At 44.1% G+C, this 25877-nt stretch carries 27 protein-coding genes; 10 read left to right on the forward strand and 17 right to left on the reverse strand.

Features of this window, described 5'->3' with window-relative positions; genetic code table 11:
* Window positions 1-12 precede the first annotated feature (12 nt).
* The 4 genes from ssuD (at window position 13) to AC1TO8_RS14985 (ending at window position 3050) form a co-directional block, all read left to right on the forward strand.
* Window positions 13-1155, forward strand: a complete 1143-nt coding sequence (gene ssuD, locus AC1TO8_RS14970; RefSeq protein WP_482056414.1) for an FMNH2-dependent alkanesulfonate monooxygenase — start codon at window positions 13-15, stop codon at window positions 1153-1155.
* A gap of 19 nt (window positions 1156-1174) precedes the next feature.
* Window positions 1175-1975 (forward strand): aliphatic sulfonate ABC transporter permease SsuC, encoded by an 801-nt coding sequence (ssuC, locus tag AC1TO8_RS14975; protein WP_482056415.1) that lies wholly within the window; start codon window positions 1175-1177, stop codon window positions 1973-1975.
* Window positions 1927-2823, forward strand: a complete 897-nt coding sequence (locus AC1TO8_RS14980) for an ATP-binding cassette domain-containing protein (RefSeq protein ID WP_482056416.1) — start codon at window positions 1927-1929, stop codon at window positions 2821-2823. Before ssuC ends, AC1TO8_RS14980 begins: the two co-directional genes overlap by 49 nt.
* A gap of 71 nt (window positions 2824-2894) precedes the next feature.
* Window positions 2895-3050: a hypothetical protein gene (locus AC1TO8_RS14985; protein ID WP_482056417.1), complete on the forward strand. Its 156-nt coding sequence runs from the start codon at window positions 2895-2897 to the stop codon at window positions 3048-3050.
* 6 nt (window positions 3051-3056) lie between these two features.
* Here the strand turns inward: AC1TO8_RS14985 and AC1TO8_RS14990 are convergent, their stop codons facing one another.
* From AC1TO8_RS14990 to AC1TO8_RS15015, 6 genes are all read right to left on the reverse strand, one after another.
* Window positions 3057-3797, reverse strand: a complete 741-nt coding sequence (locus tag AC1TO8_RS14990) for a hypothetical protein (RefSeq protein ID WP_482056418.1) — start codon at window positions 3795-3797, stop codon at window positions 3057-3059.
* A gap of 101 nt (window positions 3798-3898) precedes the next feature.
* On the reverse strand, window positions 3899-6856 hold the full coding sequence (locus tag AC1TO8_RS14995) for a DEAD/DEAH box helicase (protein WP_482056419.1): 2958 nt from the start codon (window positions 6854-6856) through the stop codon (window positions 3899-3901).
* Window positions 6853-8502 (reverse strand): SWIM zinc finger family protein, encoded by a 1650-nt coding sequence (locus AC1TO8_RS15000; RefSeq protein ID WP_482056420.1) that lies wholly within the window; start codon window positions 8500-8502, stop codon window positions 6853-6855. Before AC1TO8_RS15000 ends, AC1TO8_RS14995 begins: the two co-directional genes overlap by 4 nt.
* 136 nt (window positions 8503-8638) lie before the next feature.
* Window positions 8639-9364 (reverse strand): Crp/Fnr family transcriptional regulator, encoded by a 726-nt coding sequence (locus tag AC1TO8_RS15005; protein ID WP_482056421.1) that lies wholly within the window; start codon window positions 9362-9364, stop codon window positions 8639-8641.
* Complete coding sequence (locus AC1TO8_RS15010; RefSeq protein ID WP_482056422.1) at window positions 9330-11252, reverse strand: heavy metal translocating P-type ATPase; 1923 nt, start codon at window positions 11250-11252, stop codon at window positions 9330-9332. Before AC1TO8_RS15010 ends, AC1TO8_RS15005 begins: the two co-directional genes overlap by 35 nt.
* Window positions 11253-11265: 13 nt before the next feature.
* On the reverse strand, window positions 11266-11481 hold the full coding sequence (locus tag AC1TO8_RS15015) for a heavy-metal-associated domain-containing protein (RefSeq protein ID WP_482056423.1): 216 nt from the start codon (window positions 11479-11481) through the stop codon (window positions 11266-11268).
* Window positions 11482-11717: 236 nt separating this feature from the next.
* Here AC1TO8_RS15015 and AC1TO8_RS15020 point away from each other — a divergent pair, with 236 nt between their 5' ends.
* The 6 genes from AC1TO8_RS15020 to AC1TO8_RS15045 all read left to right on the forward strand — a co-directional run bounded on the left by AC1TO8_RS15020 (window position 11718) and on the right by AC1TO8_RS15045 (window position 15766).
* Window positions 11718-12167: a V4R domain-containing protein gene (locus AC1TO8_RS15020; RefSeq protein WP_482056424.1), complete on the forward strand. Its 450-nt coding sequence runs from the start codon at window positions 11718-11720 to the stop codon at window positions 12165-12167.
* A 300-nt stretch (window positions 12168-12467) separates the two neighbouring features.
* Window positions 12468-12611 (forward strand): hypothetical protein, encoded by a 144-nt coding sequence (locus tag AC1TO8_RS15025; protein WP_482056425.1) that lies wholly within the window; start codon window positions 12468-12470, stop codon window positions 12609-12611.
* 40 nt (window positions 12612-12651) lie between these two features.
* Window positions 12652-12819: a hypothetical protein gene (locus AC1TO8_RS15030; RefSeq protein WP_482056426.1), complete on the forward strand. Its 168-nt coding sequence runs from the start codon at window positions 12652-12654 to the stop codon at window positions 12817-12819.
* 315 nt (window positions 12820-13134) lie between these two features.
* On the forward strand, window positions 13135-14058 hold the full coding sequence (locus tag AC1TO8_RS15035) for an ABC transporter ATP-binding protein (protein ID WP_482056427.1): 924 nt from the start codon (window positions 13135-13137) through the stop codon (window positions 14056-14058).
* Window positions 14059-14087: 29 nt separating this feature from the next.
* Entirely contained in the window at window positions 14088-14843 is a 756-nt protein-coding gene (locus AC1TO8_RS15040; protein WP_482056428.1) for a hypothetical protein, read from the forward strand.
* 134 nt (window positions 14844-14977) lie between these two features.
* The gene (locus AC1TO8_RS15045; RefSeq protein WP_482056429.1) at window positions 14978-15766 is read left to right on the forward strand and encodes an IclR family transcriptional regulator; all 789 of its coding nucleotides are present in this window, start codon (window positions 14978-14980) and stop codon (window positions 15764-15766) included.
* 98 nt (window positions 15767-15864) lie between these two features.
* On the opposite strand, the gene AC1TO8_RS15050 is transcribed toward AC1TO8_RS15045, so the two are convergent.
* The 11 genes from AC1TO8_RS15050 to AC1TO8_RS15100 all read right to left on the reverse strand — a co-directional run bounded on the left by AC1TO8_RS15050 (window position 15865) and on the right by AC1TO8_RS15100 (window position 25867).
* Window positions 15865-17097: a hydantoinase/carbamoylase family amidase gene (locus tag AC1TO8_RS15050; protein ID WP_482056430.1), complete on the reverse strand. Its 1233-nt coding sequence runs from the start codon at window positions 17095-17097 to the stop codon at window positions 15865-15867.
* Complete coding sequence (locus tag AC1TO8_RS15055) at window positions 17087-17629, reverse strand: L-2-amino-thiazoline-4-carboxylic acid hydrolase (RefSeq protein WP_482056431.1); 543 nt, start codon at window positions 17627-17629, stop codon at window positions 17087-17089. The genes AC1TO8_RS15050 and AC1TO8_RS15055 overlap by 11 nt, the downstream gene beginning before the upstream one ends.
* Window positions 17630-17654: 25 nt before the next feature.
* Window positions 17655-18362: an ABC transporter ATP-binding protein gene (locus tag AC1TO8_RS15060; protein WP_482056475.1), complete on the reverse strand. Its 708-nt coding sequence runs from the start codon at window positions 18360-18362 to the stop codon at window positions 17655-17657.
* Window positions 18363-18379: 17 nt separating this feature from the next.
* A complete protein-coding gene (locus AC1TO8_RS15065) occupies window positions 18380-19156 on the reverse strand; it encodes an ABC transporter ATP-binding protein (protein WP_482056432.1) in 777 nt (258 codons plus the stop codon).
* Entirely contained in the window at window positions 19156-20094 is a 939-nt protein-coding gene (locus AC1TO8_RS15070) for a branched-chain amino acid ABC transporter permease (protein ID WP_482056433.1), read from the reverse strand. The genes AC1TO8_RS15065 and AC1TO8_RS15070 overlap by 1 nt, the downstream gene beginning before the upstream one ends.
* Before the next feature lie 30 nt (window positions 20095-20124).
* The gene (locus tag AC1TO8_RS15075) at window positions 20125-20997 is read right to left on the reverse strand and encodes a branched-chain amino acid ABC transporter permease (RefSeq protein ID WP_482056434.1); all 873 of its coding nucleotides are present in this window, start codon (window positions 20995-20997) and stop codon (window positions 20125-20127) included.
* A 93-nt stretch (window positions 20998-21090) separates the two neighbouring features.
* Complete coding sequence (locus tag AC1TO8_RS15080; protein ID WP_482056435.1) at window positions 21091-22218, reverse strand: ABC transporter substrate-binding protein; 1128 nt, start codon at window positions 22216-22218, stop codon at window positions 21091-21093.
* 238 nt (window positions 22219-22456) lie between these two features.
* Window positions 22457-23326, reverse strand: coding sequence for a metallophosphoesterase family protein (locus tag AC1TO8_RS15085; RefSeq protein WP_482056436.1), 870 nt, complete (start codon window positions 23324-23326; stop codon window positions 22457-22459).
* Window positions 23327-23380: 54 nt separating this feature from the next.
* On the reverse strand, window positions 23381-23722 hold the full coding sequence (locus tag AC1TO8_RS15090; protein WP_482056437.1) for a DMT family transporter: 342 nt from the start codon (window positions 23720-23722) through the stop codon (window positions 23381-23383).
* The gene (locus tag AC1TO8_RS15095) at window positions 23712-24506 is read right to left on the reverse strand and encodes an HAD family hydrolase (protein ID WP_482056438.1); all 795 of its coding nucleotides are present in this window, start codon (window positions 24504-24506) and stop codon (window positions 23712-23714) included. The genes AC1TO8_RS15090 and AC1TO8_RS15095 overlap by 11 nt, the downstream gene beginning before the upstream one ends.
* A 14-nt stretch (window positions 24507-24520) precedes the next feature.
* Window positions 24521-25867, reverse strand: coding sequence for an ABC transporter substrate-binding protein (locus AC1TO8_RS15100; RefSeq protein ID WP_482056476.1), 1347 nt, complete (start codon window positions 25865-25867; stop codon window positions 24521-24523).
* Window positions 25868-25877 lie beyond the last annotated feature (10 nt).

The following is a 25877-nucleotide window of genomic DNA, read 5'->3' on the forward strand; positions in this document are numbered from 1 at the left end:
GGGGTGAGAGGTATGAAAGTATTCTGGTTTATTCCCACGCATGGAGATGGACGTTATCTCGGCACGAGCTTAGGTGCTCGGGTTGTGGATGCTGAATATATGCAACAAATTGCTGGAGCTGCCGATCGGCTTGGTTATGAAGGCGTGTTGATTCCGACAGGAAGTTCCTGCGAGGATCCGTGGGTTGTGGCGGCTTCCCTTGTTCCTGTTACGAAGCGACTGAAGTTTTTAGTTGCTCTGCGCCCTGGTCTGATGTCGCCAACGCTAGCTGCACGAATGACAGCCACCTTGGATCGTATTTCGGGTGGTAGGCTACTGATCAATGTCGTTGCAGGAGGCGATCCTGTAGAACTGGCGGGTGATGGGTTATTCCTCGATCATTCCAGCCGTTATGAGGTTACAAATGAGTTTCTTGATATATGGCGCAGAGAGTTGTCAGGAGAAACGGTTGATTATGAAGGTGAGCACTTGCGGGTGCAGGGTGGACGCGTATTGTATCCGGCTATTCAGAAGCCGTATCCACCGCTTTGGTTCGGTGGTTCCTCGCCTGCTGCACAAAAAGTGGCGGCAGATCATATTGACGTTTACTTAACTTGGGGTGAACCTCCGAGTGAGGTAGCCAAGAAAATTGCAGAGATGCGCAAGCTTGCGGAAGCGCAAGGACGTCAAATTCGCTTCGGTATTCGGCTACATGTGATCGTTCGGGAGACGGAAGCCGAGGCATGGCAGGCCGCAGATGAATTAATCCGTCATCTGGACGATGAGACCATTGCCGAGGCACAGCGTATTTTTGCCCGCTTTGATTCGGTGGGTCAAAAAAGGATGTCGAACCTTCATCAAGGCAATAAGTCGCAACTAGAGATTAGCCCTAATTTATGGGCAGGTGTTGGTCTTGTCCGCGGTGGGGCAGGAACGGCACTCGTTGGTAGTCCCGAGATCATCGCAGAACGGATGAGAGAATATGAAGAATTGGGCATTGATACGTTTATCTTTTCTGGTTATCCTCATCTGGAGGAAGCTTATCGGGTAGCAGAGTTGTTATTCCCGCTTCTGTCGATAGAGAGACCTGATTTAACGGGTCCATCCTCCATTAGCCCCTTTGGGGAATTAATTGCAAACACAGTTCGGCCTACGCCGCAGGCTTCAGCTCATTAACAAAAGGGGGCGAATCGTAATGAGTAAGAAAAAAAGAGGGTTCGTGGTTGCCACGTTACCCTGGTACATTCCTGTAGCTGTGCTCATCATTTGGCAGGTGCTCGGCAGTATCGGCATTATTTCTGAACGCACGTTACCGTCCCCAGATAAGGTTATCTTAGCTGGTGTGGAATTGATTGGGAACGGAAAACTGATTGAGGCTATTGGTATTAGCTCTTGGAGAGCATTGATTGGATTTCTGATCGGTGGATCGATCGGGTTTGTACTCGGGCTATTGAATGGTGTTATCCCTTTGTCGGAGAAGTTGACCGATTCTTCGATGCAGATGATTCGGAATATTCCCCATTTATCCATGATTCCGCTCGTCATTGCATGGTTCGGTATTGGAGAGGAAGCCAAAATATTTCTTGTTGCACTCGGTGTATCGTTTCCCATCTATTTAAATACGCTACACGGGATTCACTCTGTTGATCCAGGTCTGATTGAAATGGGGAAAGTATATGGGCTGAGCAAATGGCAACTGTATCGTAAAGTAATTTTGCCAGGAGCGATGCCTTCTATTCTAGTAGGTTTCCGTTTCGCACTCGGTATTATGTGGCTTACGCTCATTGTAGCGGAGACCATTGCTGCCGATTCCGGTATTGGCTATATGGCGATGAATGCCCGAGAATTTTTCCAATTGGATGTCGTTGTACTTAGTATACTGGTGTATGCGTTACTAGGTAAACTTTCAGATATGATGGCCAAATGGCTCGAAAGGAGATGGCTTAAGTGGCATCCGCATTTCGCAAAGGAAGTCCCGCTGTCGAAGACGTCATGACCTATTCACTCGATCGGCAATACGAGGAGTCAGGAGAAATTACACTGCACGAGTTGGATACTCCACTCTTCGAGAGGATCCGTGGAGTATCGATAGAGGTGGATGGCGTTGCCAAACAATTTGGCAATAAGGAAGTGTTAAGTGACATTCATTTATCAGTAGATCAAGGAGAGTTTATTGCTATCGTTGGCAGGAGCGGCTGTGGTAAAAGTACGCTGCTCCGTCTGTTGGCGGGGCTTGATGAGATTAGTAGTGGCTCACTGAAACGGCAAGGGCAGAAGGTAAATGGAATGAATCCCGATACACGTTTTATGTTTCAGGATGCACGATTGCTACCTTGGAGTACAGTGCTAGATAATGTGAAAATTGGTTTATCAGGGGCAAGCTCACTTGATGCGGAGCGAAAGGCTTATTCAGCCCTCAGGTTGGTAGGACTGGAGGATCGAGGCAAGGAATGGCCTTCCGTACTGTCGGGCGGACAACGCCAACGCGTAGCTTTGGCTCGAGCGCTAGTTGGCAATCCTCGTCTATTACTATTCGATGAGCCACTTGGGGCGCTTGACGCCTTAACACGTATTGACATGCAGCGATTAATTGAAGGATTGTGGGAGCAACGCGGATTTACCGCTGTTCTGGTCACCCATGATGTCAGCGAGGCTGTTGCACTGGCAGATCGCGTTATTCTAATTGAGGAGGGCAGGATCGCTCAAGATATCTCGATTACACTGTCTAGACCACGAATGAAGGATAGTGGGTTTGCCCATTTTGAGAAGATTATTCTGGATCGAGTTCTGACATCGGAAGATCGGCAAGAAGAAAAAAGAGACATCCCCCTTTATGATATTTAGGAGGGGGCTTCTCCATTTGAAAGTATGGCTCATGTTTGAATTGGAGTCCAAGGTAACCAATAGCCTAGAGGTTGTTTGTTGGTGAATGTACCAAACTGACTTTGATTGATGATCAGTTTACAGAGAATCATCCACCGTTTAACAATGCTGAACAGAGTTGGTGGATGATCCTAAGTAACATCAAGACATATGTTGAAACGGATAGAACGCTAGACTTTAGCTGGTAAAGCCTTTCATGTATGATCTTTGCCGCCAATATTAATGCCAAGTTGAGCATTATGATTACCTAAGTGACCCCCAATACCCAAGTCAACCCCATGTCCTCCGCCCAACTGACCTTTAGCATGGGTGCCGAATCCGTGCTCGCCACCGATATTCATTTCGGTATTAATTCCAACACCCTGGCTGATGCCCAAGTGACCATTGGCATTGACGTTGAGGCCGTGTTCGCCACCGAGTTGAGCTCCGGCATTAAATTTGGCTCCTTGGCTAATACCCAAGTGGCTATCCGCATTGACGCTGAGACCGTGCTCACCACCGAGTTGGGCTCCAGTATTAAACTCGGCTAGTTGCCCACCGCCCAACTGACCCTTTGCCTGTGCGCCCAGACCGTACTTTCCTCCAAGTTGAGTTTCGGTACTAAATTCCAAGCCCTGGGTACTGTTCAGGTCGGCTCCAGCTTGGACGTTCATTCCATATTGCTCTCCTATGTGAGCATTAGCATTAGCATGAGCACCTACGCCATTGAAGGCTACATGTCCGTCTGTGTTAAATCCAACACCATGTTTACCGCCCAGCTCACCGCCGGTATTGAGGCTAAGTCCTTGCCCTTTTCCTATATTTCCGTTCACATACCCATGCACTACTTCCGTTTTTCCCTGTTGCCTGTCTGTTTGATGATCGTGTGGCTGAGGTTGCGAAGGGGAGTGATGGTAGTAATGAGAATACGGGTAATACTCTTTTCTAATGATCATGAGAGAAACCTCCAATGTAGACTTGATAACATAGCCTATTCATGGATGAATTGAGATGACACCTATTTAGCGAGGATGATAGATATTGTCGTCATGAACAATCAACCAACCCAATCCCGCCGCAAAGAAAAGAGATCTTGTAACTCATCGGTCGATAACTCGGTAATCCAGCCTTCAGAGCTTGAGATGACATTATCACTAAGCTGTTGCTTGTTCTCTAGCATCTCATCAATGCGTTCCTCTAATGTGCCGAGCGAGATGAACTTGTGCACTTGTACGTCCTTAGTCTGACCCATACGGTAGGCACGATCCGTTGCTTGATTCTCCACGGCTGGATTCCACCAGCGATCGAAGTGAAAGACATGGTTGGCTGCTGTAAGATTAAGCCCGACACCGCCTGCTTTAATCGAAAGAATGAACACAGATGGTTGCTCCTCAGGTGGTAGCGTCTGCGATTGGAACTGATCAATCATGACATCACGCGCCGATTTAGATGTGCTTCCGTTCAAGTAAAGTACAGGTTCTTGAAGTTCCTGTTGAAGTACCAGCTTTAGCAATTGACCCATACCAATGTACTGGGTAAAGATTAGACAACGCTCTCCCTCATCACGCAATTCTTTCACCATGTCGAGAAGTCGTTCTAGTTTAGCCGATCGAGTGATCAACGTTTCGGTATCCAGTGTGTCCTCATGATCCTTAGAGGCTACCGGAATAGGCTCCTTCGTCAAGAGCATCGGGTGGTCACAGAGTTGTTTAAGTTGGGTAAGTGCCCCGAGAATAGCTCCCTTTCGCTCAATTCCTTCAAGTTTCTGCATACGTTCCATGAGTTGCGTGACGGTAGTATCATAAAGCGCCCCCTGCTCGGCAGTGAGGTGAATATAGGTCTTCATCTCGTTCTTGTCAGGTAAATCAAGCTGGATAGCTGGATCTTTCTTCTTGCGACGGAGCATAAAGGGCTTAACGAGCTTCTGTAAATCCATCGTTCGTTGTTCGTTATGATCCTTCTCAATAGCGTTAATGAACCGATTGTTAAAGGCTCGCGAGCTACCTAGATAACCCGGATTGATGAAATCGTAGAGAGACCAGAGTTCGGAAAGCCGATTCTCGATAGGTGTGCCCGTAAGTATAATACGATGTCTCGCAGGAAAGCTCCGAACAGCAGTGGATTGTTTAGTCTGAGCATTCTTAATATTCTGGGCTTCGTCCAAGCAAATGGATGTCCATGTGAATTCTTTAAGTAAATCCTGATCTAAAGTAGCTGTCGCATAGGACGTTAGAATAATATCCGCTTGTGTAGCTTCTTCAAGAAATTGTTCCCCGCTATAACGCCTGCCCCCGTAGTGAAGCATGACCTTTAAAGAGGGTGCGAAGCGGGTTAGTTCCTTCTGCCAATTCCCCAACACCGAAGTGGGACAGATCAGAAGAGAAGGGAAGCTAGCATCCTCATCTAAATTTACTTCCTTAATATGCAATAGATAGGCTATGAACTGTACGGTTTTACCAAGCCCCATATCATCCGCAAGACAGGCACCTAATCCAAAGCGACGTAAAAAAGTAAGCCAAGCATATCCATCCTGTTGATATGAGCGCAATTCTGCTTGTAGCCCATTCGGCACGGCAAGTGTTGGCCATTCCGTCTGACCTCTAAGCTGGCTCATAATTTTCATTAAATGTTCATTCAACTCAACTTCCAATTGGACACGCGCGGAAGCCGCTTGCTGTTGCTCAGGTGTACCATCCGTAGGCTCATCGTTATTACCAAGTAGATGGAGTTGCAGTATATCTTGAAAAGATAATCCTTGTGAGCTGTCCATTCCTGCCATAGCTTGACGAATTTGCGCTAGTAAGGCTGGATCAAGCGAAATCCATTGTCCTCTAAAGCGAACTAACCGTTCATTGCGAGCGAGAAGTTCTTCGAATTCACTCTCGGTGAGTTGGGAATCGCCAATAGCAATCCGCCAATCGAAATTAACGATGGAATCAAGGCCGAATAGGGATCCTCCGGAACTAGCTTCACTTGAGCGGACTTTAGCACGAAGTTTAGGTCTCTTCCGACTAGCTTCTTCCCACCAAGCTGGAAGAAGCACTTGCCATCCAGCTTCCAGTAGAGTGTCACTATCAGACGTTAAGAATTGCCAAGCCGCTTCATCCGTTAAGGGCACATCTAATACATTTAGGCTATTCCCATCGAAGCGATCCTTGGGTAGGCATGCCCGCAAACGTTCCAGCCAACTAGCAGAGCGCTCACGCACATGAGTTGACCAAGCACTAGGCCAAGTGCCGAATGCTTGTCCATCCTTATCAAGTCGAATAGGCGCAAGTATCACTGGATCGAGTTTGTCTTGTAGAACGAGCTGAAGTCGCCAAGCTGGCTCGTCATCACCACCACCATCATCAGGCTCCAGTAATTGCAGAAGAGGTCGGAATGGTGCTGTATCTGCTTTCCACCCCATGGCAATAAGCCAGCCTTGTTCATCTAAACCAGTAGCTGTTGCGCCACCGCCTGTAAATAGCAACGGATATTCCCTACGTAGGTCGGAAGCGGTTGATTCCGTTCCATAGTAGCGTTGAGACACGGTTGCCGAGAATGCCGCACTTAATCCCTCAAGTATATGAGTGTCATGGCCTATGTGTTCTAAGATCGCTTGTTCTTCCGACTCCAACATGGCTTGATCCCAGAACCACTGCAGTTTACCTGACTGAAAGGCTGAGTAGCTAGGGATATATTTCTTCTCTTCTATAGATGTAGCCAACACGGGAATAAGCCCAATCCATTGCGCTACGTCCTCTCCCCATACCCACTCGATATGATCAAGTAGCTGATGTTCTGCAAAGAATGGAATGACCTGCTCGGAAGGTAGAACGATAAGCTCGATATCTTGAATGGTTTGGATCTCTAGTTCTGTGCCATAGAAGGAAGCTTCATGCCATGCGAATAGACGATGCTTCAGATATTGGCCGGATAAGTAACTATATGTGTTAGTTGTCCCATAAATTAAGGCATCTCCATAAGCGCTTAAGTTGATGTGGAGAGTAATGGTTTCTGTATAATGGCTCATGATATTAGCTTTCCTCTCCGAAGCTCTTCTTGAAGTGCTCGTAGTCGACTATTGCGGGTAGCAAGTGCGGTAATAAATAATTCCCAGCGTGCTTCTTGTTTTGTTTTCTTGTATAGCTTGGATAGTCGCTTCAATAACTTGACCGCTTGTTTATAACTATCCCTATTCTTCTGAACGATATATCTTTCAACGGCTTGATGATAGAAGGGAAGTAGCAATTCTGGTGCGTTCTTCTCAATAGGTTGAAATACAGTGACACGGAAATCCAGAGGCTCCTTGCCAGTACTTAATTGATAATCCATCCATTGTTTCCATTTGCCATGTGCGAGTAATTTGTCTTCATATATGTTTCTTGAATGAGGTAACATGCTGATTAGTGTTGACCACATCGACTGCTCGGCCTCGGGAAGATGATGAATCGTAGCCTCCCAACAGGTCCAATAATGACTAAGCTTATTATTCCGATAGTTGCTGAGCAGTGGACCGAGTTCAACGAGCCAATTGTTCATGCGAGACCATTCTTCATTTATTAATAGAATAGATAGGAAAGGATAGAGATGCTCGGGATGGATATTGAAGATCTTGTCAGCCGCTTTTAAAAGAGCCCATGCTTGCTCATCCTGGGTTAGATAGAACTGCATCCAGCTCTGAGTTAACATCCACGGAAGCCTTGAGAGCGAAGCTCCAAGCTCATCTTTAGCGGATTGTAAATATTCTAATTCATCTAAGCATATCTTCTTATCGTCAAGATTAGGGTAAATCCATTTCAGCCATAGTTGATTGTAAACATATAAGAAGTATTGGAGATTCTGAGGTTCTGTTAACATTTGCTTACGTAACATTGTTAAAGTGTCCTCGATATAGCCCCATTGTTCTGGTTCGGTTTGAATTGCGAGCTCATTTGCTACAATCTGCCTTATAGCATCCTGCATATCATCCGCAGCGACTTGTGCCTGGAATCCCATATAATAGTTAGAATAATTCACTTGATGCTGTGGGGGGATCACAAGCTTATTCAGCACAAATAGGTGAGCATGAAATTGGTAAAGTAGCTCCATTACAGGAGAAAGCTGAGGCTGTATGGCGCGTATGGATGCTAAAGCACTTTGAGCATACTGAGCATTTGGAATCTTCATCCCTAATGGACCGATACAGCGTTCAAATAGATCATGCCACTCTGAAATGGGCAACGTAGATATTAGACTTGCTTGTCCTTTCAACTTGGCCGAAGCTTCTACCTTGCGATCCAAAGTTTGAGTTGCTGAGCGATTAGACCCAATATGTGGAGAAGGCTTCACGACTTGCTTGAACATAGTTGATGAATGGGCATTTACGAGCGCATGAACAGACCGTTCTTGTAGATTGGCATATTCTAGCAGGACGGCGATCATATGTTTACAGTTGGCCGGAACGGGACAACTGCAATGATGGTTAGAGAAGGAGTCCAGATTGAGATGAACAGAGTAGTTCTCGTTGCCTTCGACGACAGCCTCAATATGCACGGCATCGGGCATCGTTAATTGATGGACATGTCCCTGTTTGAAATATTGAAACCCACGCTTTATCGTTAGGTCATCGAAATGCTGTGCCACATTGTGAATGAGCGCATGCCATTGCACATCGTCCATAGTATAAGTTGGTTTCATTATGGTTAATTCTCCTAAGAGATAATATTTTCATATAAATATAGCTTATTATATCACTTATCGCGGAGAAAGTAGGGGGCAAGTAATGTATATCATTGGTTGACTACTTGTAGGTGAGGTGATCGCGCTAGATGTTCTATTCGTTAAACTGTTCAAGACCCTCTCGATCAAGAACAATAATTTGACGTTGACCGACAAGTTTAATCCAACCTTCTTCTTGGAACAAGGAAAGCTTACGGCTTAACGATTCTTGGGACGTCCCAATCATTACTGCAAGATCCTTTTTGCTTATAGGTAGAATTAGGGTATTGTCTTCGATCTGATCCGTCCGTTGTTCTTCTAACATATCCAATAGAACTTTAGCAATTCGTTGCTCGACATCATATAGCGTGAGTTGTTCGAGCTTGTCTTCTGCTAGTTCAATACGTTCAGTATATTTTTCGAGAAACTTGATTGCAATCTGGGGTGTTCTTAACATTAAATCATTGATCACTTTTCCTTGAATCAGACAGATCTCCGTAGGTTCCAAGGCTTCCGCGGTGCTAGTTAATATCGTATGACTGAATAAAGATAACTCTCCCGTGAAGTCACCCTGACTGAGAATACGAACGATTTGTTCCTTGCCAGCTGCGGAGAAGCGAGAAATCTTCACACTACCTCGATGGACAATCCATAGATTGGCTGACGAATGACCAGGAGAGAATATAATCTCTCCTTTTTTATATTTCTTACTAATGGACGTATTCATAACTTCTAGCTTTTCTTCGGATGATAAAATATCTAGAATAGGCACATTGTTAATACATAATGATGGTGATTGACCTGCATCATACTGCTCGTTCACTTGATGATTGCATTCCATTACGAATCCCTCTATTCTTAGTCGATGATATAGGTTGGCTAGTCTTCACACCCCTGTAGCGTGTTAAACGAATCGCATTGATAATGACGATCAACACACTTAATTCATGCACGAGCATACCGGAAGCCATGAATACATTTCTAGTTAATACGCCGATTAGAAGAGTCACAACAACCGCTACCGCGAAGTAAATATTTTGCTTCATATTATTCATTGTAGCATGGCTAAGTCCGAGGGCATATGAGAGCTTCACCAGACGATCCGACATGAGGACGACATCCGCGGTCTCGATTGCGACATCTGTTCCTGATCCTCCCATAGCAATCCCTACATCCGCAATGGCTAGAGCAGGAGCGTCATTCACGCCATCGCCAACCATGGCAACAATGTATTTCTCTTGTAATTCTTTTAACTTGATGACTTTATCTTCAGGAAGTAGTTCGGCATAATACTGATCAATCCCGAGTTCACGAGAGACAGCAGCAGCCGTCCGTTCATTATCACCCGTTAACATAACAACCTTCTTTACGCCGGATTTCTTTAATTGACGCACAAGCTCATACGCATCGGCCCGCAACACATCGGCGATAGAGATCAAACCTAAGACTCTTTCATGATTAGCGACAAAGACAACGGTCTGCGCTTTATCTTCCTCTTGAGCTACATAGTTAGCGATTTCTTCATCATATGAGATGTTGTAATCTGACATCAGTTTGCGATTCCCGATATACAGCTCAGTTCCTCCAACGGTAGCACTTACCCCTTTACCAGCGATCGCTTCGAAATGTTCTGCAGGTGTAATCTCAGATCCGAATCTTCGTTTTGCTTCTGTCAGGATAGCGCTAGCTAAATGATGCTCTGACGCATATTCTGCACGGGCAACGATCTGAAGAAGTTCATTCTCATCCATCTGTAAGGCGCGGATATGGGTCACCTGCGGTTTACCAACGGTGAGTGTACCTGTTTTATCAAAAGCGACCACTTGGACTTTCCCGGATTTTTCTAACGTCTCGCCACCTTTGAATAGAATACCATTCTTCGCCCCGTTGCCGATTCCAGCAACAATAGAGACAGGAGCAGAGATAACCATGGCACCTGGGCAAGCAATGACTAACAATGTCAGTGTTAATTCAATATCTCTAGTCAAGATATACACGATAATAGCTAATACAAAAATACCAGGAGTGTAGTAGCGAGCGAATTTCTCAATAAATTTCTGCGTGGGTGCTTTCGATTCTTGTGCTTCTTCGACCATGTTCAGAATGCGAGCAAACGTCGTATCATCTCCGACTTTATCTGCGATGATTTCCAAATAGCCATTTTCAATGACTGTTCCGCTGAATACAGTACCGTCTTTTTCTCTACTGACTGGAACCGATTCGCCCGTAATAGCAGCTTGGTTTATCGTAGCTTTTCCTTTGAGAATAGTACCATCTACCGGGATGTTTTCTCCGGGACGTACAAGAACGATTTCTCCTTGGATGACCTCATCAGGTGACACCTTGACCTCTATTCCATTACGCATGACAGAGGCCATCGTAGGTGCCAGATCAATCAATGCTTTTAATGAAGAACGCGTCTTCTCGATCGTTCTTGCTTCAAGATATGAACCAAAGATGAATAGGAAGGTAACCGCTGCCGCCTCCCAGTATTCCTGGATCATGATGGCGCCGATGACAGCTATCGTAACGAGAGCTTCAATTCCTAATATACGATAACGTAACGCTTGAATCGCATTCTTCATAATAGGATATCCTGCGATAACAGCAGCGGTAATCATTAGACCATCAGAGATCATCGCTAGCATATTCAATGCTTTCAATAGAAAAGATATAGCAATGAGTATACCTGCAATAATAACAACTTGCCCTTTTCTCTTCCTAGACATCTGGACGTCCCCCTTATTTAGAATTCAGAATTTGAAAGCCTAGCTTGGAAATGACCTTAGAGACATCTGCTGCATCGACAACATTCTCATCGTAACTAGCTTTCACTTTACTGGAAGTGAATAGAACCTTTACTTCAGAGACCCCGTCTTGGTTACCTAACGCCGTTTCGATTTTCTTAATGCAGCTGGGACAAGTGAGTTGCTCTAATTGGAAAGTTATTGTTTTCATTGTAAATCCTCCTCGTAAGTGTTCTTATTTGGTAAGTCATCTTCTTGCTAACTTCAGTATAGGTCGAGTCTCATGATATTAAATTGATTTAGATCAAAATTGGAAGAGGAATCGCAAACTTCCAATATCGGAATTTGTATGTGATGAAAATCACAATGGTAATATTAGGCGAGTCTATAATCAGGATATCAAGAAGTAGTCCACATGAGGATTACCTAATACAACTGGGGGCGAGCATGATGGATAAATTTACATTTGCAGATATGAAGAAGATAAAGCGCGAGAATCTAGGGAACGTAGTACCACTGGAACTATTTAGAACGATTAGACTTATTGGTCTATATCAAGCATTACCTTCTAATGGTAAAGGCACAACGATGACGATAGGAAGGAAGATTGGCGAAGAACTCGGCGTTAATACGGTTAAGGAACTGTTCGAGCTATTTGAAAATATGAAAATTGGGATCCCTGAGATCGTTAGAGAAGATGAGAGAGGAATGACAATTGCTGTGCATGATTGCTTCTGTGAAGGGTTGCCAGTGATGGAGGGCAAAATGGTTTGTGACTTGGAAGGCGCTATTATGGAAGGAGCCCTCACAAAAATGCGGGGTAAACGCGTCACTGTTCGCGAAGTGAAGTGTAATGTCCATGGTGATGAATACTGTGAGTATGAAGTGAGATTTTAAGAGGAAGTTCAAATAGTGTATCAGAATAAACGAGGTGGCGTCAGTATGAAAACGACGCCACCTCGTTTTGTCCATTTCCATTTTCTTAATACAGCTGTGACAAGTGAGTTACTCCAATTAGAAAGTAGTTATTCTCATTGTAATTCTTCCGAAAAAAGGTGACATATTTAATACGCTTTAGGAATCTAAAGGTTTATCAGTTTTATAGAATAGTTTTACATAAATGGTGTTTACAAGTTTTCGCGGCGGGCTGTTTCTTTTTATCTTTCAGGTACTTTATTAACATTGAGGTTGGGTTTAATGATGAATAATGTGGGTGTTATTGAAACAGAGCTTGGTAGTAAATATGTATATGACGGGACAACAAATGTGATATTACCAGTAAGTGAAGAACGGGCGCAGCTTATCAACAATACAAACCAATTGGACAGAGAAGCCATCTGATAATTCACATTTTTATAACAACATAAGAGAAGTGCAGAAATTGGGATTTTCTATATATTTCAACCAGTCTAATCCAAAGGGAATTCAGTACAGCTATATTCATGATATTGGGAATAGGCTTACTTTAGGGGAATATATCGCTTTTACGGGTTATTTAGCTAAGGTATTAGGCAACGTTCAGGATCATGATAAGTCCCATTCTGGTTAGCATTGAGTGAATTAAGGAACATATGTCTAATAAGGATGAAGATGATGGAAGGACCGAAATAATGAGAGGTTCCATAGAAGCAATACATCTGAAGAACGTGTACTTTTCTTACAGTGATCTTAAAAATAGCGTGCCTGTCCTTAGAAATGTAACGTATTCGATGTATAAGGGGGAAATATATTAATATCATACTCCCATGATCCGGATATCTATTCTATCGGTCAGCGAATTCACTTTGAAGGGGAGACGGATAAGGTAATTGTTCATGATTATTCATAAGTCAGATCATCTCGGAATAGTTCAGGAGGGTTAAGGATGGTAGGTCCAGTCATTGAAATACAGGACTTGAGTTTAAGTCTACAGGGCAAGTCCATATTGAGTAATATCAATTTGCAAGTAGAACAGGGATACATATGCGCTTTTATTGGTGAGAACGGAGCAGGTAAAACGTCGACAATCCGTTCCATGATAGGCTTGTATCCTCCTACGCAGGGTCAATGCAAGATCCTCGGTCAGACGGCCTATCATATGAATCAGCAAACGAGGAATCGTGTTGGTGTTGTATTGGACGAAGGAGGTTTATATAGTGAGCTTACCGCTTGGGAGCATATGCTTTTTTTTGGACGTGTACGCGGGTTAGATAAGCTCACTATTGCCAAACGGTTCGAACACCTTGCGCAGAAATTTGAACTTCATTCTACAGCGCCGGCAGGAAGTTATTCCAAAGGGATGAAGCAAAAGCTTATGTTGATCCGTGAGCTTCTGCATGAGCCAGAGGTGCTTATACTGGACGAACCCTTTAACGGTCTGGATCCAGATGCAAGAATATTTTTGCGAGATATGCTAAGGGAAATTAGTAAAGATCAGGGAACAGCTATATTTATTAGCTCTCATGATTTATTTGATATTGAAAAAATATCCGACCAGGTTGTTATGATACAGCAAGGCAGCATCGTAGCAAATCATGAATTGCAGGAGATCATCGAAAGTAGTGAGCGATATATCGTAACAACCATCGATTCATCAAAGACGGCAGAAGCCATAATTGCTATACAAGGAATGAATGTTATATCCCATGATGATCGTTCTGTGACCTTCACCGTTCAGGCAGACGTTGTCCCTCATCCATTGCAGACGCTTATGGAGCATGGGGTTATGGTAGAGGAGTTTTTCAAGGAGAAGCACACCTTGGAAGAGTTCTACAAGAAAACAAAAAAAACTGCCAGCCATAAGAGTTAAGGTGGCTCGTATTCAGGAGGTAGTTGCTTATGTTTGCACCGCTAATGAGAAAAGATTTGCATACAATGAATATGAAGAGATCACTGACTATGCAGCTTTTACTACTAGGAATGTTTGTGGTTCTCTCCATTGGTCAAGTGGGGGGAGTGGAGCAAAGTCTTGGGCTGAATATTGACGGTTTAGTACCGTTGCTACATACTCTGAATGAATCGCATGAGTACAGAAATATGCTATCAAATGCGTTGATTGCTGTTGGATTCCATACCTCTATGATTGTATTCTGCCTCTATGTAGGTATCCCTCATTTACTACAATTCTTCACCAAAGAAAAAAGTGAAAAAAATCTAAGTTTTTTATTTGTTGCGGTATCTCATCCAACAAAAGTTATTGTTGCGGTGTGGCTGTTCGCTATGATACGAGTTCTGACGATGAGCTTAATTAATGGAGTGATCATATGGTTACTATATACTGTTCTTGGATTTCGTTTTGTTTGGAGCATAAGCGTCGTATCCTCCTTTCTCACTATCATTCTAGGAATAGCGGCGTTCTTGTATTTAGCTAATTCTATCGTCTGGGCAACGAACGGTAGCGAGATTGTACTGAAAGTTTTTCGTATTCTGGCTTTGATCGGTATCGTTGCGGCTTTTCCGGCGGTCAACTTTTTGCAGATGAATTTCAGCTTCTTAGATTTTCGCTATACAGCAGGAAGCTTACTGTTATGCGTTATTACTGTAATTATCTCTCAACTACTTTCAAGGCTCTTTCGTAAGGAAAGAACAGTTTAAATTTCTGCGTTCTTATGTTGAAATAACAATCACTATCTTGTTATATTATCAAAATCCTATTGACATTATCGGAAAAACCCCTGAACATAGTGACTATAGTAAAAATTACAAGTCATTTTGTGGAGGTTATCATATTGAATGAGAAAAAACCTCGCCTGATTCAATCAGTAACGCGGGCGCTTGATATTGTGAATTGTTTCGATTCCTTGAATGTTCAATTATCTCTCACCGAGATTAGCGAGAAGCTAAATTTAAACATCAGTACGGTATACGGCCTTATTAATACACTTTGCGCCTATTCATACATTGATAAAAATCCGAACAACGGAAAATACAGACTCGGCCTAGAATTTCTGTTGAAGGCGAATCTAGTTTCGAATAGTTTAGACTTAAAAGAAATCGGTCATCCCTATTTAACTGAATTGACCAAAAAGTATCATGAGACATCCCATTTAAATGTTTATCAGCATGAACAAGTCTTTTGCGTCGATAAGGTAGAATCGCCTAACAACTATTTCATTATCAGCTCGAGAGCAGGTAGCAAACTGCCAATGTATGCTTCCGCTTCGGGCAAAATATTTCTAGCCCATATGTCAGAGGTCGAATTGCAAAGTTTTCTGCAAAACTATAAATTAACCAAGCTAACGGAGAAAACAATGACGGATAAAAAGACGCTGATGAACAGTTTGCAGCAAATTAGAGAGCAGGGGTATGGGATTGAGGATGAAGAGATCGAGGCAGGCGCTTATAGTATAGCAGCGCCCGTCAAAGATGCGGCAGGGCAAATGGTCGGCACGATTAGTATGATAGGCTCGTTGGCCCGTATCAAGGAGAACGAGGAGCTTATTCGTACGGATTTGCTCGCGGCAGCCCATTCCATATCGAATCAATTCGGTTATCAATTGAAGCCAATTCATAGTTAATTTTAAATGATAGAAGTATATACGCAAAAGTCCCCTTTGAAATGCTATGTGCATCAAAGGGGACTTTCGGATTCTTCATATAACATCCAGCATCAATACTATCCGTTCGCCAATTGAAGAAGTGTATGATAAAGGACTTCCGTTCCAATCCCGCAGTCATCCTGAGAGCTCCATTCCTCCGGAGAATGACTGATTCCTTGCTGGGAACGGACGAATATCATTCCGATCGGCCATGATGAGCTGAACTGCATACCATCATGACCGGCACCGCTCACCACATTCGGTAGATTTGAAAGTCCTACTAATCTTCCGGCATGGGCAACGGCCTCGCGTATATTAGCGGAACAAGGTGTTGGAGCTACTCTTTGCAACAAGTCAATCTGGAATTCGATATCATATTTCTCGCAAACTTGGCTGACATATTGCTGAATCCGGTTTTCTAACAAATCTCGGGCTGACTCATCAATATCTCTCAAGTCCAGTGAGAATTGAACCTGTCCTGGGATAATGTTCACCCCTCCTGGTACGATCTGAAACTTGCCTACCGTAGCTACTGCATTCGTAAATAGCTTCGCTTCTTGGTAAATATAACTTAATATATCCGCAGCAGCCTGCATGGGGTCTCTCCGCATGTTCATTGGTGTCGCTCCTGCATGTCCTGCTTGACCGGTTAGCGTGAACTGCTGCCACAACGGCCCAGCGATCCCCGTCACAAGTCCTACCGGTTGATCGTGGTTCTCCAGTACTTTCCCTTGTTCAATATGCAGTTCAACGTAGGCGTGGACTTCATGCGATTGTTTAGCAGCTTCACCAATCCGTTCGGGTGCTAAGCCTGCTGCCCGCATGGCTTCAGCTATGGATATGTGCTGCTCGTCCTGATGTTCCAAATCCTCTTGTCGCAAAGTTCCGGCCACAGCACGGCTCCCGATCATCCCGAATCCGAATCTGGAACCTTCCTCATCCGTAAAAGCGATCACTTCAATCGGGCGAATAGTCTCTACTCCGAGCTCCTGCATATGCTGAAGAGCTTCGATAGCTGAGAGTACGCCAAGGGCGCCATCGAACTTTCCTCCGTCTCGAACCGTATCGATATGAGACCCGGTCAGAATGACAGATGAACTAGAGTCTGAGCCTTCCCGGCGACCGATAATGTTCCCTATAGCGTCTTCGCGAACAGTAAGTCCGGCATCCTTCATATATGCGATGACCAGATCCTTGGCGCGGCGCTCATCCTTGGTAAAAGAAAAGCGGGTAACACCTCCGTTATCCCGCACTCCGATTTCACCCAACGCCATTAACCTCGCCCACAAGCGGTCGGAATTAATCTTCATTGTCCTCACTCCCAGATTCCTTCTCAGATGTCTTCATCTGAAACCTGAAATGGCAATTCCCATCTTCGAGCAAATATTTATCATGCACCACTTCGAAATCCGGATTATAGCCTTTGGCAATCGCCGGATCAATCATCTGGCAATATAGAATCCCATACTCTTCCATTCCATCGGCCTTCCACTGATCACCGAACGCACATTTCGTGAAATTTTGCTCGATTTCAACGGGATGGTACTCTGTTTCATACTCGAATAGATCACTTCGTCCCATATCATAATTCGGCAAATAATTATCAATATCATTTGGCTGTCCAGCAGCAGCGGCTCGACGAGCAATATCCCGTCCCCGTTCCTCACCGAAGGTACGCACCCCTTCGCGAATAGCATCTCTTCCTTCTTCTCCGAAACGATCTACTACCGACTTGGAGAGATGAGCAAACAACTTGGCCATAATCGTATACGGTGATGCTGGCTCCAAACTTTCGTCATGATTCAGGTTTTTCTGTGTTTCTTCATGCTTATCTTCTTTCATCAAAAGACGCCTCCCTCATTAATCTCTAATTGATTCCTAAATAAACGGATTTCACGATATCATTATTCCTCAATTCAGCAGCTTCCCCTTGGACGACAATGCTACCTGTTTCCATCACATATCCTCGATGGGCTGCTGCTAGCGCCATAGTGGCATTTTGCTCCACTAGCAAGACGGACACACCATCCTTGTTAATTTGCCGGATAGCTGTAAATATTTCCTTCACAATCAAAGGAGCCAATCCCATAGAAGGCTCATCAAGCAGTAGTAGTTTCGGTCTAGCCATCAATGCGCGGGCAATCGCAAGCATCTGCTGTTCTCCGCCGCTCATCGTCCCAGCCAGCTGTTTTCTTCGTTCGGCAAGACGTGGGAATAATTCAAGCATATGTTGAATGTCAGAGGCGATTTCCGCTTTATCCTTGCGGACGTATGCCCCAAGCTTAATATTTTCAAACACAGTCAAATCTGGAAAGACTCCTCTACCTTCAGGAACTTGTGAAATGCCACTTGCCACAATCCGGTGGGGCTCAAGCTTTGTAATGTCGTTTCCTTCGAACATAATCTGTCCTTGGATGCCCTTATTAAGGCCGGAAATGCTGTGCAGTGTCGAGGTTTTTCCAGAGCCATTCGTACCGATTAATGCAACAATCTCCCCATAATGAATACGAAGACTCATCTTTTTCACTGCCGTAATTACACCATAATTGACACTTAAGTCTTTGATTTCAAGAATCACTTGGCTGTCATTTATCAATCCCAATCGACCTCCCCGCCTAGATAAGCGCTAATGACGTTAGGGTCATTCTGAATTTCCTTCGCTCCGCCTTCAGCGATCTTCACACCATAATTTAGAACGATAATTCGATCAGAAATGTCCATAATCATACCGATGTCATGCTCGATCAACACAATTTCAATGTTAAATTCGTTGGATAGTTGTCTGATCTTCTTTATGAGCTCCACCTTTTCTGACGAGTTCATTCCCGCAGCCGGTTCATCCAATAGCAGAATTTCACAGCCAGTGGCGAGTGCCCTAGCAATTTCCAGCAGTCGTTGCTCCCCGTAAGGGAGGCTTCCGGCAAATACGTCAAGCTTGTGCGCGAGACCAACCACTTCCAACTTATCAATACATTCCTGGACAATCGTAGCACGTTTGCGATTTGCTGAACCGAATGAAAAGACGGACTCTAGCAGGCTTTCTCCATTACACTGTGAATGAGCAACGAGGACATTTTCCAGCACGGTCATGTTTTTGAGCAGCCTCGTATTCTGGAATGTACGCGCAATGCCAAGATTGACTCTTTTATAAGGTTGTAGTTTATTGATAACCCGATCTTTGTAAATGATTTTTCCGGAAGTAGGCTGATAAATGCCGGTCAGTAGGTTGAATAGCGTTGTCTTCCCGGCCCCGTTCGGTCCGATGATGGATAAAATTTCACCACGGCGCACATCCATATCGACCTTATCTAAGGCAATCAGCCCACCGAATTGAACCGATACCTTCTCTAATTCCAGCACCTTTTCCATCACTTGTCCTCACCTTTCTGTACCATGCCGTAAAAGTTGTACTTCCGGTGCTTCTCACCCCAAAATCCGGTAGGCTTGAAGATCATCATTAGAACAATTGCCAGCCCCATCAACATCATTCTGTAGTCACTCATATACCGAAGGAGTTCGGGTGCGAGCACTAGAAGGGTAGCGCCTAGAATTGAGCCTGGAAGACTGGCTGTTCCGCCCAAAATGACCATAGCCAAAATATTAACCGAATCTAAATACCTGAAGGCATCTGGGCTGACAAAGGAAATGTAAGATGCCCAGAAGGCTCCGGCAATTCCAGCAAAGAAGCCTCCCACCGTAAATGCGAGCAGCTTGTACTTGTTTGGCCGAATGCCGATCGATTTCGCAAGTGTCTCATCTTCACGAATGGTGAGCAGACTTAGACCAACTCCTGAATGGACAATTCTATTAATTACGAAGAATGTGATTAGAACAAGAACTAGAATCAAGTAATAGAACTCTATCTTTCCGCTAAAAGTGTATCCGAACAGAGTTGGTGCTGGAATGCCGGGAATGCCCATAGGACCGCGAGTGACATCGATCCAATTGACAAATATCAATCTCACAATTTCACCAAATCCCAGCGTAACAATACCTAAATAATCCCCTCGTAGTCGAATGACCGGAGTTCCCAATAAGAAACCGAAGAATCCTGCAATGACAGCGGCAGCAGGAAGCGCGATCCAGAAAGAAAGATGAAAATGAATCATTAGTAGCGCAGCAGCATAAGCTCCAATACCATAAAAGGCGGCATGCCCAAGCGCGAATTGTCCGGCGTATCCGATAATGACATTGAGGCTCATCGAAAGGATAGAGAATATCCCGATCATGATGACAATGTGCATCCAATAATCATTGATTTGCTGCAGCAATAAAGGCAGGATAATCAATAGTGCAGCCATTGCCATTTTTATTTTTTTATTCCTCAAGTTTATCACCTACACCTTGTTAATATCTTTTTTGCCAAGTATGCCTGTCGGCTTGATCAGTAGCACAATAATAAGAATAGCGAAAGAAATGACACTCTTATATTGTGAAGAAATATAGGCACCACCCAAGGTTTCAACAAGTCCGAGTAGAACTCCACCAAGCATAGCGCCAGGAATATTCCCGATTCCCCCAAGAACTGCAGCTGTAAAGGCGTTAATCCCTGCCATATAACCCATGCTAGGATATACCGCATTGTAGTAAATACTCACCATAATGCCCGCGCATGCGGCAAGTGCTGAACCTATTCCAAATGCAATGCTGATCATACGGTTTGTATTAATTCCCATCAATGACGCGTTGGTTAAACTCATCGAAGTAGCTCGCATCGCTGTTCCTGTTTTGCTCTTTTGTACAAACAATTGCAACCCGAGCATCAATACAAAAGACAGAACCAAAATTAGAATTTGAATCTCCGAAAAGGTTACACTACCGAGCGTAAATGTACGGCTGCCAAATGTAGTCGGAAAAGGACGCATTTCTGTTCCCCATAACTTCTGTGCCAGGCTGATCAGAAAAGTAGATACCCCTAGCGCACTGATTAGAGGAACAATACGGTCTGCCAGGCGAAGCGGTCGATATGCCAACCGTTCAATGATCATCCCGAGCACGGCAGTTACAACAGCAGACGACAGAAAAGCGAGATATAACGGCATGTTGAACTCTTTCATGAAGAATAGTCCAAGGAAGCTACCCATCATAAAAATATCACCATGAGCAAAGTTAACGATTTTCAAAATGCCGTAGACCATCGTATAACCAAGAGCGATCAGGGCATAAATGACCCCGATCGTTAAACCGTTTGTTAATTGTTGAAGGAGCATAATAATATCCTTTCGAAGCCAGGGAGCAGGAATGAAATTTCTATTCCTGCTCCGAATTTGCTAATGTAATGTTTATTTAGAATCCTTATATTTCTACTCGAAAAGTTCAAACTTCCCGTCTTGAACCGTCAAACGTGAAGGAATGGTTTCAACATCACCATTGGCATCAAAGCTCAGTACACCAGTAGCACCCTTATAATCTTTCAACGTTTCCAAATAAGTCTTGATACTCTCCCGATCTGCACCCTTTTCCTTAATCGCTTCAATGACAACTGAGGTAGCGACATAGGAGTAAGCAGCATAGGTATCTGGTTTGCTGTTATAAGCTGCTTGATAATCATCGGCAAATTTAGTTGCCGCTTCATTATCTCCACCTGGATAGAAGAAACCAATCAGTTTTAGCCCTTCCACTGAGTTTCCACCGAGTTCAAACAATGCTTCAGAATAGAGGCTGTCGACACCAATAAAGTCCACGTCCAAATTTAACTTTTGTGCCTGTTGAGCAATTAAAGCAGCTTCATTGTAAAAGCCGCCAATAAAGATCGCCTCGGGTTGCTTGTCCTTGATCTTCGTTAAAATAGTGCTGAAATCTTTATCTCCGGGATTATATGCTTCCGCAGCAACAATATTAATGTTGTTATCCGGAGCTGACTTTTGATAGACATCGAGTAAGCCTAACCCGAAGTCAGATTGCTCATAGATGAGTGCGACATTGCTATAACCTAACTCTTTAGACCAGTCTGCCAAATAGTCTGCCTGAAATGCATCTGTCGTAATAACACGGAATGTGTACTCACCCGCATCAGTGACACCAGGAGCACTTGAAGACGGTGAAATTTGTACAATTTTATTCTTGTTATAAACCGGAGCCGTTGCTAGTGTAGCAGAGCTGTTGAAATGACCGACCACTGCCAATACACTTTTATCCGATACTAATTTGTTAGCTACATTAACAGCCTCATTAGAATCTCCTTTATCGTCCTGAATGACGATTTCTACATTCTTGCCATTAATTCCACCTGCATCATTAATTTGCGTAGCCGCCAGTTCAGCACCGTTCTTAAAAGCTTGCCCATATTGCGCCTGAGTTCCCGAAATCGGAGCAGCGAGTCCAATACGAATGGTATTACTCTCAGCCTTCGATCCATTGTTTCCAGAACATCCAGCTAACAGACTTACTAGCATTCCTGCCAAAATGATTATCAAAAATGATTTTTTCATTGTTATCCCCCTAGTAATTAAATTAATCCTATGAATTAAGTATGATTTAAGTATATTGATTTAATTTGAAAAAGCAACAGTTATTTTTGTATAGTCAAAACTGTTTTGACAATGTCATAGTCAATCCTAGAAAATGGGAGTTGTAAACGAAAGACATCTCTGATATTACAAAAAATGAGTGTTGCCCATAAAATCTAAGGGCAACACTCATTTTTGTAATATCAGTTATAAACATATCTCATGACGATGATGCGGGAAGAAAACCTACCTCATACTGAGCTGTTTCAATCCAACTCCCTGTCATGAAGTTTCTCCCTCGAACAAGCACCTTGTTACTATAAATCTCTACATAGTATCCTTGGCTACCTGTCTTATGTTCATCCTCATTCGTCCACAAATAGGCAACGGAAGCGGAATTGAACATCGTAGCGGTCTTACCAAGACCGGGGTAGACGGTGTTATCTACCTCAAGCTCCCAATGGGTATGTCCGGTGAACAATAGAATCTGGGGATATTTCGATAGAATAGCCTTTAATTCTTCGTCTTGTGTTACTCCATACCATGCCTGGGACTCCAGCGACCCTGCCACGGTATCTTTAAGGGGCTGGTGGAGGAACAGAAATATCGGCTTATCCAGTGATGATTGCTCCTCTAATTTCTGTTCCAGCCATTGAAGTTGAGCGTTCGAGAGATCACAGAATGTACGTAGTCCTTTTTCTGTTCCAAGAAAGATATAGTGGTAGCCATCAATCCAGTGGTCATGGTAAGGGGCCGTCATTCCGGTCTGGGATTCATATAATGCTAAGCGGGACTCCCAATCGCCTAGCCCTACATCATGATTACCTAAGGTGAAGGTGATGGGAGGGATCTGCCCCTCATAGACATTTATGATACGGAGCAATTCTTCGTATTCTTTAGGAAATCCATGGTTGGTAACATCTCCAATATGCATGATGCCACTGCTGCCTTCACACTGGGTTGCAATATCTCGGAGCGCGCGCTCAAAGTTGAGGTTATACTCATGATTTGGGTCGTCCGTGACATGTGTATCCGTAATGATTTGAAAGGTGGCAATAGGTTGTTCCTCTGTTTGTTCGTTCATGCTCATTCGTAAGATCCCCCTTAAATTATGCATCTATAAATTTGGCTTTTTGCGACGATTTTAATGACTCTTACCGCTAATATTCAAGCCTACGATGCCAGCAACAATGACTAATATCCAAAGTAAGGAGGATAAAGATATCTTTTCTTCAAAGTATATCGTTCCAACCAAGGAGATAAGGATGATTCCAGCCCCTGACCATATGGCATAGGCAACACCGACTTTAATAGAGGTGAGTGCATAATTAAGCGAAGTGAAACTGATCCCATAGAATAAGAACATGAGTACAGATGGCCATAGACGGGTAAACCCGTGAGATAATTTCATCGAGACTGTTCCTGAAAGCTCGAATAGAATGGCTATAGCAAGAAAAATCCATGCCCACATGCCTTCAATCTTCACCTGGTAATTCCCCGATTCGTAACTCTGCATAGGATTGCACGATGATATCTGCGTCAGGAAGAAAGCAGTGTGGTTCTGAATCGCTAGAAGTGCCAGTAATCCCAATAGCTACGGATGCACCAGCCGCCTTAGCCATTCGCATATCTCCGTTAGTATCGCCGATAATCGCTACCTGAGATGGATCAACGGATAATGTCTTACAAGCAAGGTGAGCCATGTCCGGAAATGGCTTCCCACGACTGACACGGTCCGTTCCTATGACCGCAGTGAAATAACTACGTATTCCAAGCCAATTCAAGTGTTTCTCCGCCGCCGCAGTTTCATCAGCGGTCACTACAGCTAGCGGGACGCCAAGGCTTGCGCAATCGTCAAGAAAACGTAGAAGACCCGGAAGGGGAAAAGTAGGCCTCTTCCATTCCAACATGGCATCCGCCTCTTGTCGACAGGTATGAACAAGTTCCATAGATTCGGCCCAAGATAATCCGAGTTGGTAACCTTGCCATGAAAGAATAGTATAGATATCATTCATTGTTCCCATAGCCAATGGACCGTTACGGTCATAATCCGTAATGTTTCCATGGACATTATGAATGGTCCCTAATAAGGAAGGGAGTTGATTCCTGGGCATCACAAGCCCTCTCTGCTCCATGGATTCGATGAATTTACCCAGTATATATTCACTCCAGCTCCCCCATAGGGATACGAAATCAAGCAATGTCCCATCTTTATCGAACAGGATCGCGGAAACGGAGTGACTCCCTTGTGGAGTCATGAGTTGAGACATCGTGTTGTCCACCTTTATTTCAATTTGTCTAGCGCCGCCTGTGCTATTTGCTTCGCTTCTTGAAGTACTTCTGCTGCTGGAATATTCTCGATCTGTAATTTATCTGCTGCGATTGTTAGCGCATCATTAATTTTGCCACCTGTAGGGTCTTGGAATGGTGCGGAAGCATGAGACGCCTGCGTAAGTGGAATTGTGATTTGTGGATTGCTCTGACTAAACGAGATGAACGCAGGATCTTCTGATGCAGATTGGCGAACAGCAATATATCCTGTGTTAATAGACCAGGAGGCTGTATTCTCTGAGTTCGTAAAGTAGCTAAGCCACTTCATGGCTGCTTGCTTATCAATATCACTTGTATCGGAGGGGATACCAGCCATTAAAGCTTCAGCTGTCGGCTTCCCTTCGCCGTTTCCTGCCCAACCCGGCTGTTCCATCGCGGATACTATATTGAAGTCCAGATCGCCTTGATCCCCGCTAGAGCCTGTGTATCCTGCAGCTTGTCCCTTCATTACGTCATCAATCGTTTTGTACCAATATTCCCAGCCTTGACCACCATAATGAATCCGCATAATCTTATCCTCGTGAATCCATTTGCGGAATAGATCCCAAGTCTGAATCCACTCAGGAGAGTCAATCATGACTTCTGTTCCATCCTCACTAAGAATGAGGCCGCCTTTGCTCAGTGAAGCATCAATCAAGTTGGCTGCGCCCCACATCGGTTCCCATCCGTAAAAGGTTGTTTTATCGCCATTTTTGACTGTCATTTTCTCGGCAGCAGCAGCTAAATCTTCCCAAGTCTTCAGTTTGTTCGCATCAATGCCATTCTCCTCAAAGGTATCTTTGCGATAGTACATAACTTGTGTTGTCCCGTACATCGGAAGAAAGTATTGCTTGCCATCAACTTGTCCTTGAGTTAGAAAGGTCTGTACAAAATCCTCCTTATTGAAATCAGGTTGCTGCGCAATAAGTTCATCCATAGGAGCGAAGTATCCTTTACGGGCCCAGTCTATATTAGAGGAGAGCACTGCAGCGGGGACCTGTCCTGTTGCGATAGCTGCTTGTAGCTTCTGCTCAGTTTCGGTATAGTCAGCCTGCACAATGCCTTTTACAATGACATCCTGTTGCGATGCATTGAATTTTTGAATGAGTGCATCCATATTCTCGCCAAGCTTGCCGCCCAGTCCGTACCAGAATTCAATCGTTACTGGTGTATTCGTTGCAACGACTGCTTCCTTGGAGCCAGATGCTGTCTCTCCGTTTGTTGTCGTAATATTATTTGTACCCGAATTTCCACCACAAGCCGTTAATAGTGTGAATCCAGCAATTAAAGATAACGCGGATAACTTCTTGAATACGTTCATCATCATTCTC

Source organism: Paenibacillus sp. Y859 (assembly GCF_056786405.1).

Excerpts from the sequence above, each read along its gene's own strand:
- AC1TO8_RS15025 (WP_482056425.1), top strand. The coding sequence starts at position 12,468 with ATGATGAATAATGTGGGTGTTATTGAAACAGAGCTTGGTAGTAAATAT.
- AC1TO8_RS15005 (WP_482056421.1), bottom strand. The coding sequence starts at position 9,364 with ATGGAATGCAATCATCAAGTGAACGAGCAGTATGATGCAGGTCAATCA.
- AC1TO8_RS15000 (WP_482056420.1), bottom strand. The coding sequence starts at position 8,502 with ATGAAACCAACTTATACTATGGACGATGTGCAATGGCATGCGCTCATT.
- AC1TO8_RS15050 (WP_482056430.1), bottom strand. The coding sequence starts at position 17,097 with ATGAAGATTAATTCCGACCGCTTGTGGGCGAGGTTAATGGCGTTGGGT.
- AC1TO8_RS15085 (WP_482056436.1), bottom strand. The coding sequence starts at position 23,326 with ATGAGCATGAACGAACAAACAGAGGAACAACCTATTGCCACCTTTCAA.
- ssuD (WP_482056414.1), top strand. The coding sequence starts at position 13 with ATGAAAGTATTCTGGTTTATTCCCACGCATGGAGATGGACGTTATCTC.
- AC1TO8_RS14990 (WP_482056418.1), bottom strand. The coding sequence starts at position 3,797 with ATGATCATTAGAAAAGAGTATTACCCGTATTCTCATTACTACCATCAC.
- AC1TO8_RS15055 (WP_482056431.1), bottom strand. The coding sequence starts at position 17,629 with ATGAAAGAAGATAAGCATGAAGAAACACAGAAAAACCTGAATCATGAC.
- AC1TO8_RS15095 (WP_482056438.1), bottom strand. The coding sequence starts at position 24,506 with ATGTCTCAACTCATGACTCCACAAGGGAGTCACTCCGTTTCCGCGATC.
- AC1TO8_RS15015 (WP_482056423.1), bottom strand. The coding sequence starts at position 11,481 with ATGAAAACAATAACTTTCCAATTAGAGCAACTCACTTGTCCCAGCTGC.
- AC1TO8_RS15020 (WP_482056424.1), top strand. The coding sequence starts at position 11,718 with ATGATGGATAAATTTACATTTGCAGATATGAAGAAGATAAAGCGCGAG.
- AC1TO8_RS15065 (WP_482056432.1), bottom strand. The coding sequence starts at position 19,156 with ATGGAAAAGGTGCTGGAATTAGAGAAGGTATCGGTTCAATTCGGTGGG.
- AC1TO8_RS15075 (WP_482056434.1), bottom strand. The coding sequence starts at position 20,997 with ATGCTCCTTCAACAATTAACAAACGGTTTAACGATCGGGGTCATTTAT.
- AC1TO8_RS15080 (WP_482056435.1), bottom strand. The coding sequence starts at position 22,218 with ATGAAAAAATCATTTTTGATAATCATTTTGGCAGGAATGCTAGTAAGT.
- AC1TO8_RS15100 (WP_482056476.1), bottom strand. The coding sequence starts at position 25,867 with ATGAACGTATTCAAGAAGTTATCCGCGTTATCTTTAATTGCTGGATTC.
- AC1TO8_RS15035 (WP_482056427.1), top strand. The coding sequence starts at position 13,135 with ATGGTAGGTCCAGTCATTGAAATACAGGACTTGAGTTTAAGTCTACAG.
- AC1TO8_RS15040 (WP_482056428.1), top strand. The coding sequence starts at position 14,088 with ATGTTTGCACCGCTAATGAGAAAAGATTTGCATACAATGAATATGAAG.
- AC1TO8_RS15010 (WP_482056422.1), bottom strand. The coding sequence starts at position 11,252 with ATGTCTAGGAAGAGAAAAGGGCAAGTTGTTATTATTGCAGGTATACTC.
- ssuC (WP_482056415.1), top strand. The coding sequence starts at position 1,175 with ATGAGTAAGAAAAAAAGAGGGTTCGTGGTTGCCACGTTACCCTGGTAC.
- AC1TO8_RS15070 (WP_482056433.1), bottom strand. The coding sequence starts at position 20,094 with ATGGCAATGGCTGCACTATTGATTATCCTGCCTTTATTGCTGCAGCAA.
- AC1TO8_RS14995 (WP_482056419.1), bottom strand. The coding sequence starts at position 6,856 with ATGAGCCATTATACAGAAACCATTACTCTCCACATCAACTTAAGCGCT.